Annotated in this window: 12 protein-coding genes; 3 read left to right on the top strand and 9 right to left on the bottom strand. The window is 74.0% G+C overall.

Annotation, left to right across the window (positions count from 1 at the left end):
* Nucleotides 1-46 precede the first annotated feature (46 nt).
* On the bottom strand, nucleotides 47-529 hold the full coding sequence (locus tag C8054_RS26340; protein ID WP_107161401.1) for an MSMEG_6728 family protein: 483 nt from the start codon (nucleotides 527-529) through the stop codon (nucleotides 47-49).
* An 87-nt stretch (nucleotides 530-616) separates the two neighbouring features.
* Between C8054_RS26340 and C8054_RS26335 the strand changes: the two genes are divergently transcribed.
* Nucleotides 617-2,377 carry an NAD-binding protein gene (locus C8054_RS26335; RefSeq protein ID WP_107161399.1) on the top strand — a complete coding sequence of 587 codons (1,761 nt, stop codon included), beginning with the start codon at nucleotides 617-619 and terminating at the stop codon, nucleotides 2,375-2,377.
* A gap of 36 nt (nucleotides 2,378-2,413) precedes the next feature.
* On the top strand, nucleotides 2,414-2,887 hold the full coding sequence (locus C8054_RS26330; protein WP_199199927.1) for a hypothetical protein: 474 nt from the start codon (nucleotides 2,414-2,416) through the stop codon (nucleotides 2,885-2,887).
* Between the two features lie 270 nt (nucleotides 2,888-3,157).
* Here C8054_RS26330 and C8054_RS26320 read toward each other — a convergent pair whose 3' ends face one another.
* From C8054_RS26320 to C8054_RS26310, 3 genes are all read right to left on the bottom strand, one after another.
* Entirely contained in the window at nucleotides 3,158-4,378 is a 1,221-nt protein-coding gene (locus C8054_RS26320) for an APC family permease (protein ID WP_107161395.1), read from the bottom strand.
* A 74-nt stretch (nucleotides 4,379-4,452) separates the two neighbouring features.
* Nucleotides 4,453-7,011 (bottom strand): glycosyl hydrolase family 18 protein, encoded by a 2,559-nt coding sequence (locus C8054_RS26315; protein WP_107161440.1) that lies wholly within the window; start codon nucleotides 7,009-7,011, stop codon nucleotides 4,453-4,455.
* Between the two features lie 86 nt (nucleotides 7,012-7,097).
* Nucleotides 7,098-7,865 (bottom strand): phosphatase PAP2 family protein, encoded by a 768-nt coding sequence (locus C8054_RS26310; RefSeq protein WP_107161393.1) that lies wholly within the window; start codon nucleotides 7,863-7,865, stop codon nucleotides 7,098-7,100.
* A 114-nt stretch (nucleotides 7,866-7,979) separates the two neighbouring features.
* Here C8054_RS26310 and C8054_RS26305 point away from each other — a divergent pair, with 114 nt between their 5' ends.
* Nucleotides 7,980-9,194, top strand: a complete 1,215-nt coding sequence (locus C8054_RS26305) for a DUF4032 domain-containing protein (RefSeq protein WP_107161391.1) — start codon at nucleotides 7,980-7,982, stop codon at nucleotides 9,192-9,194.
* On the opposite strand, the gene C8054_RS26300 is transcribed toward C8054_RS26305, so the two are convergent.
* From C8054_RS26300 to C8054_RS26280, 5 genes are all read right to left on the bottom strand, one after another.
* Nucleotides 9,195-10,439 (bottom strand): DUF6357 family protein, encoded by a 1,245-nt coding sequence (locus tag C8054_RS26300; protein WP_199199926.1) that lies wholly within the window; start codon nucleotides 10,437-10,439, stop codon nucleotides 9,195-9,197.
* Nucleotides 10,436-11,089: a hypothetical protein gene (locus C8054_RS26295; protein WP_107161389.1), complete on the bottom strand. Its 654-nt coding sequence runs from the start codon at nucleotides 11,087-11,089 to the stop codon at nucleotides 10,436-10,438. Before C8054_RS26295 ends, C8054_RS26300 begins: the two co-directional genes overlap by 4 nt.
* 98 nt (nucleotides 11,090-11,187) lie before the next feature.
* Nucleotides 11,188-12,297, bottom strand: coding sequence for an N-acetylglucosamine-6-phosphate deacetylase (gene nagA / locus C8054_RS26290; RefSeq protein ID WP_107161386.1), 1,110 nt, complete (start codon nucleotides 12,295-12,297; stop codon nucleotides 11,188-11,190).
* On the bottom strand, nucleotides 12,294-13,226 hold the full coding sequence (locus C8054_RS26285) for an ROK family protein (protein ID WP_107161384.1): 933 nt from the start codon (nucleotides 13,224-13,226) through the stop codon (nucleotides 12,294-12,296). Before C8054_RS26285 ends, nagA begins: the two co-directional genes overlap by 4 nt.
* Nucleotides 13,223-14,152 carry an SIS domain-containing protein gene (locus C8054_RS26280; RefSeq protein WP_107161382.1) on the bottom strand — a complete coding sequence of 310 codons (930 nt, stop codon included), beginning with the start codon at nucleotides 14,150-14,152 and terminating at the stop codon, nucleotides 13,223-13,225. Before C8054_RS26280 ends, C8054_RS26285 begins: the two co-directional genes overlap by 4 nt.
* Nucleotides 14,153-14,260 lie beyond the last annotated feature (108 nt).

Below are 14,260 nucleotides of genomic sequence, written 5' to 3'. Positions count from 1 at the left end.
CGGGGCCCCTTCCTCTACCGAATGCGTTAAACGGGGCCCCCGCCTTTCACGGCAGGCAGTGGCGGGGGCGGTCGGAAGGGGGCCAGACGTAGTCCAGGTCGGGCGGGGTGTCGGCGGGGAAGAGCGGCGCGTAGTGGGCGGGATCCTTGCGCAGCAACGACGACCGATGGCTGCGGTGCAGGTCGTCGCGGCCCAGCCAGGGCGGCAGGTCACCGGTGGCGGCCAGCGCGTCCTGGGTCCGGATCGTGGTGAGGCCGCAGGCGGCGGCGAGGTCGGTGGCGAGCGTGGCGGCGCAGGTGTCCGCCCGACCCGGCTCGCACCACACCGCGCACATGTCCAGCCCGTAGCGGGTGAGCGCCTCCTCGTACCCGGCCCACATCTTCACCGCCGGGTGGTTGCGCCAGCCGTAGTCCGGGCGGGTCAGCCCGCGCAGCACCTGGATGGCCTCCACGCGCTGCTTGCCCAGCCGCTTCTGGTCCAGGGCCCGGGCGCTGGCCAGGAAGTCCGGATACGGCAGGAACGTCTGCATGGCGGTGCTCTACCCGTACCCGGCGGCACCATGCCTTCAAGATCGCAGGGGCTGTGCGTGCCGCGAGCGGCTGACTACGATCCGGGCATGGCCGAGCCCCTGCGCGACCGTGCGCGCCGCGCGACCGGTTGGCGGCTCCGCTCGAACGACGACGAGCGCCCCCACTTCGTGGTCTGCGGCTCCGACCCGCTGGCCTACTGGGTGGTCCGGGCGCTGCTCGGCGCCGGCCCGACCGCCGGTCAGGTGCGGGTCACGCTCGTGGTGCCGGAGCGCCGCCGCTCCGACGGCCCGGACGGGCGGGACGTGCCCGGGGTACGCGTGGTCGCGGCGGACCGGCTCGACGAGGCCACGTTCCGCCGGGCCGGGCTGGCCGACGCGGACGGCCTGGCCCTGCTGCACCAGGACGACGTGGGCAACATGCACGCCGCGCTCTGCGCCCAGGAGGTCGAGCCCCGGCTGCGCCTGGTGGCGCGGATGTTCAACACCAACCTGGCGGACGGGCTGCGGCAGCTCTTCCCCGGCTCGGCGGTGCTCTCCGACGCGTCGATGGCCGCGCCCGCCTTCGTCGCCGCCGCGCTGGGCGAGCTGGCCCCGACCCACTTCCGGCACGCCGGCCGGACGCTCTACGTGGCCCGCCGCGCCGACGTACGCCCGCAGGACGTGGTCTGCGGCCTGGCCGTCACGACCGACCCGGAGCTGGTCCGGGTGCTGCCCGCCGACGAGGCCACGGCCGACGTGGTGCTGGCCGAGGCGACCGGCCGGCCGCCCGGCACCGAGCTGGCCGCCCGCCGGCTGGTGCGGGCCCGGCGACGCCGGCAGCCGGTGGAGGTGCTGCTCCGCGCGATCCGCAGCTTCGCCACCCGCAAGATCGGCATCGCGGTGCTGGTGCTGCTCGGGGTGATCGCGGTGCTGGGCTGGCTGAACGCCCGCGCGGCGGCGGTCACCTGGGGTGAGGCGCTCTACCTCACCCTGGTCACCACGCTCAGCGGCCAGGACCCGGACGTCAACAAGCCGGTCGCCGCCCAGGTCATGCAGGTGGTGCTGAACCTGGCCGGGCTGGCGCTGATCCCGCTGATCACGGCCGCCGTGGTCGACGGCATCGTCAACGCCCGGCTGGCCCTGCACACCGGCCGGATCCAGCCGGACCGTTCCGGGCACGTGGTGGTGGTCGGGCTGGGCAACATCGGCACCCGGGTGATGGCCCAGTTGCACGACTTCGGCGTCGAGGTGGTGGCCATCGACAAGAACCCGGACGCGCGCGGCGCGGCGCTGGCGCACCGGCTCGGGGTGCCGGTGATCGTTGGTGACGCCGGCCTGGAGGAGACGCTCCGTTCCGCCTCGGTCGACACCAGCCAGGCGCTGGTGGTGGTCTCCACCGACGACGGGGCGAACCTGCGCGCCGCGCTGATCGCCCGGTCCCTCGACCCTGACCTGCGGGTGGTGCTGCGGCTGTTCGACGGCGACTTCGCCGAGCGGATCCAGCAGGCGTTCGGCATCGGCATCTCGCGCAGCGTCTCCTACCTGGCCGCGCCGTCGTTCGCGGCGGCCCTGCTGGACCGCGCGGTGATCGCCACCATTCCGGTCGACCGGCACGCGTTGCTGGTCACCGAGGTGCCGGTGGTGGCCGGCTCGCCGCTGGACGGGCGTCCGCTCGGCGCGGTGGCCCGCCCCGGCGAGGTGCGCCTGCTGGCGCACACCCGGGCCGGGCAGAAGGGCGACTGGTCGGTCGATCCGCGCGTGGTGGTGCACGCCGGCGACCGGTTGACGGTGGTCGCCCGGCGGGCCGGGCTGACCGCCCTGCTCCGCGAGACCACGCCCGCGCCGCCGTCCAGGCATCCGGACGAGTGATACCGTCGAGGCGACTTCCACGGTAGTGTGGAGCTCGTGGGTGCGGTCTACGAAGAGCTTCCGTTCAGTGAATTCCTCCACCATCCGGCCGCAACTGCGGACCGGCTGGAGAAGGTACGCGCCCTGCGGCTACGCCGCCGGGGTGCGGGTGACCTGGCGCTGACTCGCGCCGACCAGCTGGAACGGGACGCCGTCGTCGTCGACTTCACCGCCCGGTTGTTGGCCGGCATGGTGCGTACCGAGCCGTCGGTGGTCGTCCGTCGCGTGTTGGGCGAAGCGCTGCCCTGGGTGGCCTTCCTGCCCGACGAGGACGTCGATCAGTTGCTCGCCGAGCTGACCACGACCGCGCAGGGTGCTGCCTCGCTGGAGAACCTGTCGCCGGTTGCGGTCCTGCTCACCCAGTGGCGTCACACCGCCGAGGTGCACGCCGATCCCACCCTGTTCGAACACGTCGGTCGGGAACCCGGCGGCGATTTCGGCCCGGTGCCCGAGCCGGGCGCCCAACCGTGAGCCCCAAGCGGGGCGACCGGGCGGCCCCACCATCTGCGCCGGGCGTTCGAATCGCTTCGGTCGGGCCCGCGATCCACCGCCAACCCCGACCGTCACCATCGCCTCAAGGGCTCGCTGGCAACCAGCCACTGGAAGGGCCAGGACCTGGAACGCTGGCAGTACGAGGTGACCGGCGGCGGCCGGATCTGGTACCTGATCGACGACGAGCGCCGCACGCTGTGGCTGACCTACGCGGGTGCCGGCCATCCACGCGCCACCGAGTGACCCGGCTCAGGTCGTACGGGTGTGGCGGAGGGCGTACCAGAGCGCGCCGAGAGTGAGCACGCCGAAGCCGCCGAGCACGCTCGGCAGCGGCAGGTTGACCGCGAGCACCAGGCACCCCACCAGCCCCAGCGTGGCGAGCAGCCGCCCGTCCCGCCCGAGCGTCAGCGCGGCGGCGTTGGTGATCGCGTAGTAGACCAGCACCGTGCAGCTGGAGAAGCCGATCGCGCCCCGGACGTCGGCGAGCGCCACCACCACGATCACCACGGCGGCCACGGCCAGCTCGGCCCGGTGCGGCACCCGGTGGCGGGGGTGCACGGCGGCCAGCGCGCCCGGCAGGTCGCGTCGGCGGGCCATCGCCAGCGTGGTGCGACCGACGCCGGCCAGCAGCGAGAGCAGCACCCCGGTCACCGCGACGGCGGCCCCGGCCCGGACCAGCCAGGCCAGTCCGGGTCGGCCGGCGGCGGTCACCACCTCGACCAGCGGCGCCGGGGAGGCGGCCAGCCGGTCGGTGCCCAGCACGCCGAGCGCCACCACGGCCAGCGTCAGGTAGATCGCCAGCACCGCGCCGAGCGCCAGCGGCACCGCGCGGGGGATGGTGCGCTCCGGGTCGCGGACCTCCTCGCCCAGCGTGGCGATCCGCGCGTACCCGGCGAACGCGAAGAAGAGCAGGCCGGCGGCGGTGAGCACGCCGTGCGCCCCGACGTCGACGGAGGCGGTGAGCCGGTCGGCCGTCACCTGCGGCGCGCCGGTCACCGCGACCACGGCCAGCACGGTGAGCACCACCGCGACCAGGATCCGGGTGGCGGTCGCGGTCTTGCCGATGCCGCGCAGGTTCACCGCGGTCACCGCCACCACCGCGAGGACCGCGACGAGCCGCGCCCGCCCCGGCCACAGGTAGGCCCCGACGGTCAGCGCCATGGCCGCGCAGCTCGCCGTCTTGCCGACCACGAACCCCCAGCCGGCGAGGAAGCCGGCGAACGGGTGCAGGCGCTCCCGGCCGTAGACGTAGGTGCCGCCGGACTCCGGGTAGCGGGCGGCGAGCCGCGCCGAGCTGGTGGCGTTGCAGAACGCGACGAAGCCGGCCAGCGCGAGCGCGACCAGGAGCCCGGTGCCGCCGGCCGCCGACGCGGCCGGCGCGAGGACCACGAAGACGCCCGCGCCGAGCATCGACCCCAGACCGATGACGACCGCATCGGGTACGCCGAGCCGGCGTGCCAGCTGTTCCACACCGGCAGCCTAGGGGCCGGACGTGAACGGCCGGTGCCGCCGACGGGATTCCGCCGGCGGCACCGGGATCGAGGTCAGCAGAGGCCGTTGTCGGTCCAGACGCCCTGGCTGTTGGTCCCCGGGACGTCGCCCTGGGTCCACCACCGCGCGGTCCACCGGTGCCCGCCGTGGGACACCACCGCACCGCCGGAGTACGCCGTGCCGGCGGCCCAGGCCGGCGCGGTGCAGGTCCCGCCGGTGGGTGTCGGCGAGGGCGTGCCGGTGGACGTCGGGGAAGCGGTGGGCGTCGGGGAGCCGGCGCAGGCGCCCTGGTCGGCCCAGACCGCCGCGCTACCAGGCGTCTCGCCCTGGGTCCACCACTTCGCGGTCCAGGTGCGCCCGGCGTACGACACCGTCGCCCCACCGGAGTACGCGGTGGCCGCCGACCAGGCCGGCGCGGTGCAGGTACCCCCGCCGGGCGGGGTGGAGCCGGTCGGGCTCGGCGACGGGCTGACCACCTCGCCGCCGCGCGCCCGGTCCGCGGCCAGCGCGTACGTCTGGCCGCCGAACGCGAGCGTGAGGTTGGCCGGGCCGGTGATCGGGAGCTGGTAGTTGAGCGTCACCTCGGCGTACGCGCCGGGCGCGATGGCGGCCGGCACGGTGAGGCGTACCCGGTTGTGGTCGCCCTTCAGGCCGCCCACGTTGCTGCCGGTGTGGCCAGTGGAGACGGTGGTGAGCGCCCAGCCGGACTGCTGGCTGAGCGTGGCCGGGGTGGTGGTCGGGTAGTCGAACTCCAGTTGCGCGCCGGCCGGGATCGGCGCGCCGGTGTTGTTGGTCAGCCGCAGCTCGGGGTTGATCGGGTAGTTGTTGTCGCCGAGCGCGAAGCCGCCCATGTCGACCGCCACGTCCAGCGTCCGGGTGGGCATGGTGATGCCCGCCTTGCGGGCGCCGTACGCCGGTGCGGTCTTCAGCTTGTCGTAGAGCAGCGTGGTGAGCGTGTCGCCCATGCCGTACCGGCCCTTGGCGGCGTCGTAGCCGTAGTCGCCGGCCAGTTCCCAGATCATCACGCCGCCGATGCCCTTGGCGGCCACGTAGTCGGCCTTGGCGGCGAGCGACTGGTCGTCCTCGGTGGAGAGGAAGACCTTCTTGTCGGCGTTCCACAGCCAGGGCGCGGCCAGCGCGGCCGAGTAGTTGCGGGTGTAGCTGCCGCTGATCCGGTCGGCCGGGTCGGTGGCGGGGGTGAGGCCGTACCCGGTCAGGTAGTCGCCGGTGATGCCGGCCTGGAGGTTCTTCGCGTGCCACATCGGGTTGGCGCCGCCGGGCACCTCGTTGCCGGCGGCGTCGAGGTCGTGCCAGAGGTTGTCGATGCCGACCGCGCCGTTGCCGCAGGGGGTGGTGGAGCCGATCGCGCCGCCGGTGCCGGCCGGGCACTTCGTCTGGTCGGGTAGCGCGGCCCGCCCCCACAGGCCGTTGGTGCCGCCGGTGACGCCCTGCCAGCCCCGGGTGTAGTAGGGCACGCCGATGTTGACCCGGCCGCTGGGTAGCGCGCCCCGGAAGTAGTGGTACGCCCAGTCGGTGTTCAGGTAGCCGATGCCGGAGTACGCGCCGTACACGCCGCCGGCGGCCAGCTCGGCGTCGTCGCCGTTGTCGTAGAGCGCCGCGTTCGGCCCGACGAAGTGGTTCCACGCGCCGTGCAGGTCGTAGGACATCGCGTTGACGTAGTCGAGGTACTGCAACGCCTGGTAGGACTCCATGCCGCGCAGCAGCCAGCCGGACGCGGGCGCGGCCACGGTGAGCAGGTAGTGCCGGCCGTCGGTGGCGGCGGCCCGGTCGAGCTTCTCCCGCAGGGTGCGCATCAGCACCTGGTACGAGGCGTTGAGGCCGGCCCGCTTGGCGTCGGCCTGGGCGAAGTCGAGCGGGTTGCCGGCCTTGTTGTTCGAGGTGGGGTACTCGTAGTCGATGTCCACCCCGTCGAAGCCGTACGTGCGCAGGAACGTCACCACCGAGTCGGCGAACGTGTTGATGCCGGCGGTGTTGACCGTGTTGGTGCCGGTGGTGGTCATCCGGTAGAAGCCGCCGGAGTCGAGCCGGTTGCCGCTGTCGTCGATGAAGCCGCCGGTCTCGGCCCAGCCGCCGACGCTGATCAGCGTGCGGACGTTCGGGTGCTGCCTCTTGTACTTGTTGAGCAGGTTGAAGTGCCCGGTGTAGGGCAGGGCCGGGTCCATCTCGGCGCCGGCCACGCCGGGCCAGGTCATGTTCGTGGCCGGGTTGTCCGCGGCGGCCGGGTTGCCGACGGAGATCTTGTTGTTGCCGTCGACGTGCGCGAACGCGTAGTTGATGTGGGTGACCTTCTGCCACGGGATCTGGTTGACCAGGTAGGCGGGGGCGCCGTTGCGGCCGGTCCGCCAACTGGTGAAGTAACCGATGATCCGGCGGGTGTGGTCGGCGCCCATCTTCTCCCGGCCGGCGGTGTCGTAGACGGTGCAGTAGGGCACCGACACCCCGGGCGTGCGGTAGAGCCCGTCGGGCCGGCACGCCTCGTCGTCGGCGACGGCCGACCGGGCGTCCGGGGCGGCCACCACCACCGCCATGGCCGCGGTCAGCAGACCGGCGACGCCGGCCGACAGCCACCGGCTGATTCGTCTCGCCAGCACGTGCACCTCCTACATTTAACAAACTTAACTGTTAAGGTTGCTAAATGTATACCGGCGTCGATGCGCCGGGACAAGAGGCGGATTTTTCAGTCGAGCTGGTCGACCGGCCGGGCCCAGCCCCCGAGCCGCGCCGGCAGCGGCAGGCCGTTCCAGGGCACCCGGCGCAGCAGCCGGTCCAGCAGCAGCCCGAGCAGCAGCCCGGCGACCGAGTCGGTCAGCCAGTGCCAGCCCAGGTAGACGGTGGTGCAGAAGACCACCGTCGGAGGCACCACCCGGACCACGGTGACCAGCCCGGCCGGCACGGTGCGGCCCACCGTGCGCAGCAGCGGCACCAGCAGCAGGGCGAGCACGCCGTACCAGACGATCGCGTTCGCCACGTGCCCCGACGGGTACGACTGGGCGAAGCGCACCGGCAACTCGTGCTGGAACAGCGGCAGCGTCTGCTCGGGCGACAGGAACGGCTCCTTGACGCTGGCGCTCGGCGCCGGGCGGGCCGTCCACACCTTCAGCGGGCCGATGGTGAAGAACGTCAACACGAACGCCGTCACCGGCGGCAGCACCGCCCGCACCGAGCGCACCCGCCACGCCAGCAGCACGCCCAGCCCGGCCGCCAGCAGCGTCAGCGGGGTGCCCTGGCCGAGCAGGTTGAACGCCATCGCGACCCACCGGGCGGCGGTCGGCCGGTGCGCGGCCGACCAGTCGGCGACCGCCCGGTCGAGCCCGAACAGGTGCCCGGCGGCGAGCGCCACGGTCAGCGCCACCAGCGCGGCGAGCAGCAGCCCGTCGCACCACCAACCGGCCGGTCGGACGGGCCGAAGCCGCAGGTCGGGGCGTACCCCTGAGGTCTGGCGCACGCGCCCACGCTACCGGCCGGCGACGGCGGCCGGATCGCGCGGGCGCCGGCGGCGGCCTGTGTGCCGAACCACGAAGGGAAGCGCTCCGCCGGGTCAGCGGTCACACTGGTTGCCGTGCGGATCACCTCGGCCCTCGTCGACCCGGCGCTGCTCGACCTCCCCTGGTCGACCCCGCTGGAGCAGTGGCCTGCCGAGCACCTGGTGGCGTTGCCGCAGGGCATCTCCCGGCACATCGTGCGGTTCGTCCGGCTCGGTGGCTACGTGTACGCGTTCAAGGAGACCCGGGAGCGGATCGCCGAGCGGGAGTACGACCTGCTGCGGGCGCTGGAGCGGATCGACTTCCCGTCGGTCGAGGCGGTGGCGATCGTCGCCGACCGGCAGACCGACGACGGGGAGCCGCTCGAGTCGGTGTTGATCACCCGGCACCTGCAGTTCTCGCTGCCGTACCGGGCGCTGTTCTCCAACACGCTCCGGCCGGAGACGATGAACCGGCTGCTCGACGCGCTCGCCGCGCTGATCGTCCGGATGCACCTGACCGGCTTCTTCTGGGGCGACTGCTCGCTGTCGAACACGCTGTTCCGCCGGGACGCGGGCGCGTTCGCCGCCTACCTGGTGGACGCCGAGACCGGGGCGCTCCACACCTCGCTCTCCAACGGCCAGCGCGGCGAGGACCTGGAGATCGCCCGGGTCAACATCTTCGGTGAGGCGCTCGACCTCCAGGCCGCCGGCCTGCTGCACGAGTCGATCGACCCGGAGGTGGTCTGCGAGGAGGTGGTCCGGCGCTACGAGCGGCTCTGGCACGAGATCACCTACGAGCAGCAGGTCGAGCGCGCCGCCCGGCACGACATCGAGGGCCGCATCCGCCGCCTCAACGAGCTGGGCTTCGACGTGGCCGAGGTGGCGCTGTCGACCGTCGACAACGGGCGCTACCTGGTCCGGCCCAAGGTGGTCGACGCCGGCTACCACACCCGCCGGCTGCTGCGGCTCACCGGCCTGGACGCCGAGGAGAACCAGGCCCGCAAGCTCCTCAACGACCTGGACGCCTACCGGGTGGAGAGCGACCTGACCGACGATCAGCAGGCGGCGCACCGCTGGCTCACCGAGGTCTTCGAGCCGGTGGTCCGGGCGGTGCCGGCGCACCTGCGGCGCAAGCTGGAGCCGCAGGAGCTGTTCGCCCAGATCATCGAGCACAAGTGGCTGCTCTCCGAGCAGGCCGGCCGGGACGTCGGGATGCGCCGGGCCGTCCACTCCTACCTGGCCGACGTGCTGGTGCACCGCCCGGACGAGCAGGCCGTGCTGGGCGTCGAGGTCCCCACCCCGACGCCCTGACTACCGTCGACGACGCGAGCGCTCGAACTCCGCGACGTCCGACACCCACGGGCCGTGCCGGTCGAGTGCGGCGTAGCCGCCACGGACGAAGGCGCTCACCAGCTCCCGGTACCCGCCGATGCCGTCGACCAGGCGGTACTCGACCCGGTACTGCGGATCCGAGCCGGCCTCCCCGGGCCGCACCGTGCTGATCCGGGCGATGGAGTCCGCGTAGAAGTGCAACTGGATCCCCTCGCCCATCTCCTCGTCCTCGACGGTGAACACTTCGTTGTCCCCGGCGGAGCGGTCGGCGACGAACTGCCAGAACTCGGCGGAGGCGGTACGCGTACCGTCCCGTCGCCACGTCTTCGCGCCACCCTTGTCGTCGGTGAACGACAGGACCGTCTTTCCCGCGCCCGCATCGGGCGCGGCGTCGTCGTCCTCCACCGGGGCGTTCCGCGACCGGGCCGTGGCCTCCGAACACATCAGGAAGCTGACCGTACGCACCGCGTCGTCGGCGAGCCCGGGATGCGCGCGGCGCACCGCCGCCTCGACCGTCGCCGCCATCGCATCCCAGTCGCGCTTGTCCGTGCCCCGGTTCCCCCGCCGCGGATCCAGGCCGATCCGCATCCCCGCGCACGCCTGCTCGGCGGTCGCGATCACGCTCATGACCTGCGGCAGCAGCGCCGGGTCGACGGCCTCGGGCAGCCGCCGGGGAATCGTCGCGCCGTGCAGGTACTGGCCGGTGAACGTCAGGACCCCCGTGTCGAGCGGCCCGAGGACCACTCCGCGTGCGGCGCGACGGCGGTTCGCGTGATGCTCCTGGGCGCGCTTCTCGTTCGGCGCCTCCGTCGCCGCGCGCATCGCCTCGCAGACCCGGCCGCGCTCCAGGAGACCCAGGTCGGCGCCATGGGCGACGAGCCGGCTCCGGTCCCACCGGATGCGCCGGAACAGCGCGTCGACGTCTGCGGGCGGGGCGAGCAGGACCGGGTCCAGGAGCGCGACGGCGGCGTCCTCGTCGAGCCGGCCCCGGGTCCCGGCGGCGTCGCACAGCGGAAGGACCGCGCTCCACAGCAGCAGGTGCCGAGCCAGGTCCTCCCGGATCACCGCGAGATGGGCCTCGGAGATCGGGAACGTGAACGTGCGGGGCTCGTGGTTGGCGTCGGCCCCGGCGCCGAGCATGAGCTTCAGCCCGCCGTCCTCGCGGACCACGCTCGGGATCCAGCCGCCACGCGCGAAGACGACCTCCCGCGGGGATTCGTTCACGCCCACCTGGCACATTCGGCGTCCAGGCGCGGCTCGGTACGCACCCAGACCTCGCCCCCGCGCGCCCCGGCCGGGGCGTCGACGCGTTCGAGGCCGAGGAATGCGATCAACTGGAGCAGCTCGGCCCGCTCGGCCCGGTCGTCGTCGACGTCCTGCGACTCGAAGAAGACGTGGTACCGGTCGGTCGGGTCGACGATGCCGGAATCCGCCCAGATCCGGCCGACCTCGCCGATCGCCGCCGCCTCCGTGGTGAACATGGCGGCGCGGGCGGCGCCGCGGGTCTCCGGTGACGTGTCGAGGTCGGCGAGGTCGGGGAGCCACTGCCCGAAGTAGTCGAGGCCGGCGTACCCGTTCTCGAAGAACAGCATCGCGCTCGGCAGGTAGCGGTTGCCCCGGTCGACCAGGAGATGCGCCGAGCGGGGTGGGTCCGCGTCCGCGAACCGGGAGATCGCCCCCCGCCGGGGCATCAGCACCAGCCGCTGTCCCGCCGCCTCGTCCCTGATCGTGTAGGTGTCGGACTCGCGACCCCGGAAGAACGCGGAGAACGCTTCGTACGCCTCCTGCGGGTCACCCACCGAGACGGGTTGATCGTTGCCGTCTCCGGCCGCGAAGACGAACTGCTTCGGTCCGGGATGGTACGGGCGGGCCATGTGCGTCCTCGCTCAGTCGGGACAGCTCCACCGGCGTGGCGGAACAGAACCCGATCATAGGCGTGCGGCGCGTGCCGGCCCGCCGGGCGACCGGCCGCCTACCGCACCCACTCGCCGGCGCGCATCACCCGGACCACGTTCAGGTCGTCGTCCAGCACCACCAGGTCGGCGCGCAGCCCGGCCCGGAGCGCGCCCACCCGGTCGCCCAGACCGAGCGCGCGGGCCGGGGTGGTGGCGGCCATCCGGACCGCGTCGGGCAGCGTGACGCCCGCACCGACCGCGTGCCGCAGCGCGGCGTCCATGGTGAGCGTGCTGCCGGCGATGGCGCCGTCCCGGCTGAGCCGGGCCTCGCCGCCGGCCACGGTGACCGCCTGGCCGCCCAGCTCGTACTCGCCGTCGGGCATGCCGGCGGCGGCCATCGCGTCGGTGATCAGGGCGGCCCGCTCCGGACCGGCCACCGAGCTGGCGAAGCCGAGCATGCCGTCGTGCAGGTGCACGCCGTCGGCGACCAGCTCGCACACCACGTTCGGGGCCTCCAGCAACGCCACCACCGGGCCGGGCTCACGGTGGTGCACCGGGCGCATCCCGTTGAACAGGTGGGTTCCGACACTCGCGCCGGCGGCCACCGCCGCGCGGGTCTGCGCCCAGGTGGCGTCCGTGTGCCCGACGGCCGCCACCACGCCGTTCGCCACCAGCAGCTCGATCGCCTCGGTGGCGCCGTCCCGCTCCGGCGCGATCGTGACCATCCGCACCGCGCCGCCGCCCAGCTCGATCAGCTCGGTCAGCTCGGCGGTGGACGGGTCGCGGAGGAACTCCGGGTTCTGCGCGCCGCAGCGGTCCGCCGACAGGTAGGGGCCCTCGAAGTGCAGGCCGGCGAGCACGCCCGCCTCGACCAGCGGCCGGAACGCGGCGGTGGCGTCGCGCATCAGCGCCAACGGGGAGCTGACCAGGCTGGCCAGCAGCGTGGTCGTGCCGTGGTCGAGGTGGAACGCGGCGGCCTGCCGGGCCGAGTCCGGGTCGCCGGTGGTGAACGTGTGCCCGCCGCCGCCGTGGGTGTGCATGTCCACGAAGCCGGGCACGATCCAGTGCCCGTCGCGCACCGAGGGGTAGTCGGCGACCGCGGTGATCCGGTCGTCCCGGACCTCCACGCAGCCCTGCCGGATGACCCCGTTCGGGGTCACCACCTTGCCGGTCACACGCCGGGTCATCGACTCTCCTTCGCCAGGGTGTCCAGGGCCAGCAGGGCGGCGCCGAGGCAACCGGCCTCGTCGCCGAGCGCGGCCGCGACCAGGCGCGGCTCGCGGTGGAACGTCAACCGCTCGCGCAGCGCGTCGCGCAGCGGGTCGAACAGCCGGGGACCGGCCTGGGCCAGCCCGCCGCCGATCACCACGGTCGCCACGTCGTACAACGCCTGCCCGGTGGCGAGGCCGTCGGCGAGCGCCTCGACCGCCTCCCGCCAGACCGCGCCGGCGAGCGGGTCACCGGACGCCGCCCGGTCGACCACCTCGGCGGCGGTCGCCGGCGCGCCGGCCAGCTCGGTGTAGCGGCGGCCGATCGCCGAGGCCGAGGCCACCGCCTCCAGGCAGCCGACCCGACCGCAGCCGCAGCGCGGGCCGTCGGGGCGTACCAGGATGTGGCCGATCTCGCCGGCGGCGCCGTGCGCGCCGACGGCGGCCGACCCGTCGACCACGTGCGCGGCGGCGATGCCGGTGCCGATCGCCACGAAGAGCACGTGGCCGGCGTCCCGGCCGGCGCCGAGCCGGGCCTCGGCGAGCCCGCCCACCCGCACGTCGTGGCCGAGCGCCGCGGGCAGGCGCAGGCGGGTGGCCGCCAGGTCCCGCAGCGGTACGTCCCGGAAGCCCACGTTCGCCGACCAGACCGCCACGCCACGGGCCTCGTCGACCACCCCCGGAACGGCGATGCCGCAGGCCACCGGCGTGAACCCGTCGGCGCGGGCCTTGTCGGCCAGCCCTTCGGCGACGTCGAGGATCGTGCCGACCACGGCGTCCGGCCCGCGCTGCGCGGCGGTGGCGTGCCGTTCGGTGTGCACTGTCGCGCCGTCCGGCCGGACCAGGGCGCACTTCATCCCGGTGCCGCCCACGTCCAGCGCGACGACCACCTCGTCGCGCGCCCTCACGCGAGAACGACGGAGCGGGTCAGGTGGCGGGGCGCGTCCGGGTCGAGGCCGCGGCTGGTGGCCAGCGCCACGGCGAACCGTTGGGCCAGGATCAGGTCGGCCATCGGGTCGACCGGGTTACGGCCGGCCGCCCAGCTCGTCAGCACCGTGCGGCAGCCGTGCGTACGGCTGTGCACGAACGCCGCGCCGGTCGCCGCCACGTCCTCGGCCAGCCCGTCCGGGATGCCGCCGAACGCCCAGACCAGCCGGCCCGGGGCGCCGATCGAGATGGGGCCGTGGCGGTAGTCCATGGCCGGGTAGGCCTCGGCCCAGAACGTGGCCGCCTCGCGGCACTTCAGCGCGGCCTCCTGGGCCAGCCCCACCGTCCAGCCGCGACCGAGGAACGTGACCTGGTCGATGCGGGCCGGGTCGATCGGCAGCGGCGCCCGGACGGCCACCTCGGCGTCGGCGGCCAGCCGGCCGAGGTCCTCGCCGAGGTGGGCGCGGAGCAGCGCGAGCGCGGTGGTGGCGAAGCGGGTCTGCACCACCGAACGCTCGTCGGCGAAGGGCAGCGCGACTGTGGCGTCGGCGAGCGCCACGGCCGGTGCGGCCGGGTCGCCCACCAGGACCGTGGTGGGGGTCCGCCCGCGCAGTGCGGCGAGCAGGTCGAGCACCTCGGTGGTGGTGCCGGAGCGGGTGATCGCGATGAGTCGGTCGTAGCGCCGGCCGGTGGGGAACTCGCTGGCCTGGAACGCGTCGGTCTCGCCCTGGCCGGCCTGCTCGCGCAGGCCCGCGTACGCCGCGGCCATGAACCACGACGTGCCGCAACCGACCACGGCGACCCGCTCGCCGGAGCGCGGCAGGTGGTCGGCGACGGTCGGCGCGAGCCGGGCCGCCTCGCGCCAGCAGTCGGGCTGGCTCGCGATCTCCGCGTGCACGTACGGCATGACAACTCCTCGCCGGGGGAGACCTTGCGCAATACGGCGCGATAGGGCCTTCTTTCGCGCGCCATTCTGCGCGAAGTGGGGTCGGCGTGGCAACCGTCTCCTCATTCG

The organism is Micromonospora sp. RP3T (assembly GCF_003027925.1).
In the GTDB taxonomy this organism is placed as follows: Bacteria; Actinomycetota; Actinomycetes; order Mycobacteriales; family Micromonosporaceae; genus Micromonospora.
Note: the sequence above shows the minus strand (reverse complement) of the source record. Positions and strands in the feature narration are given on the sequence as shown.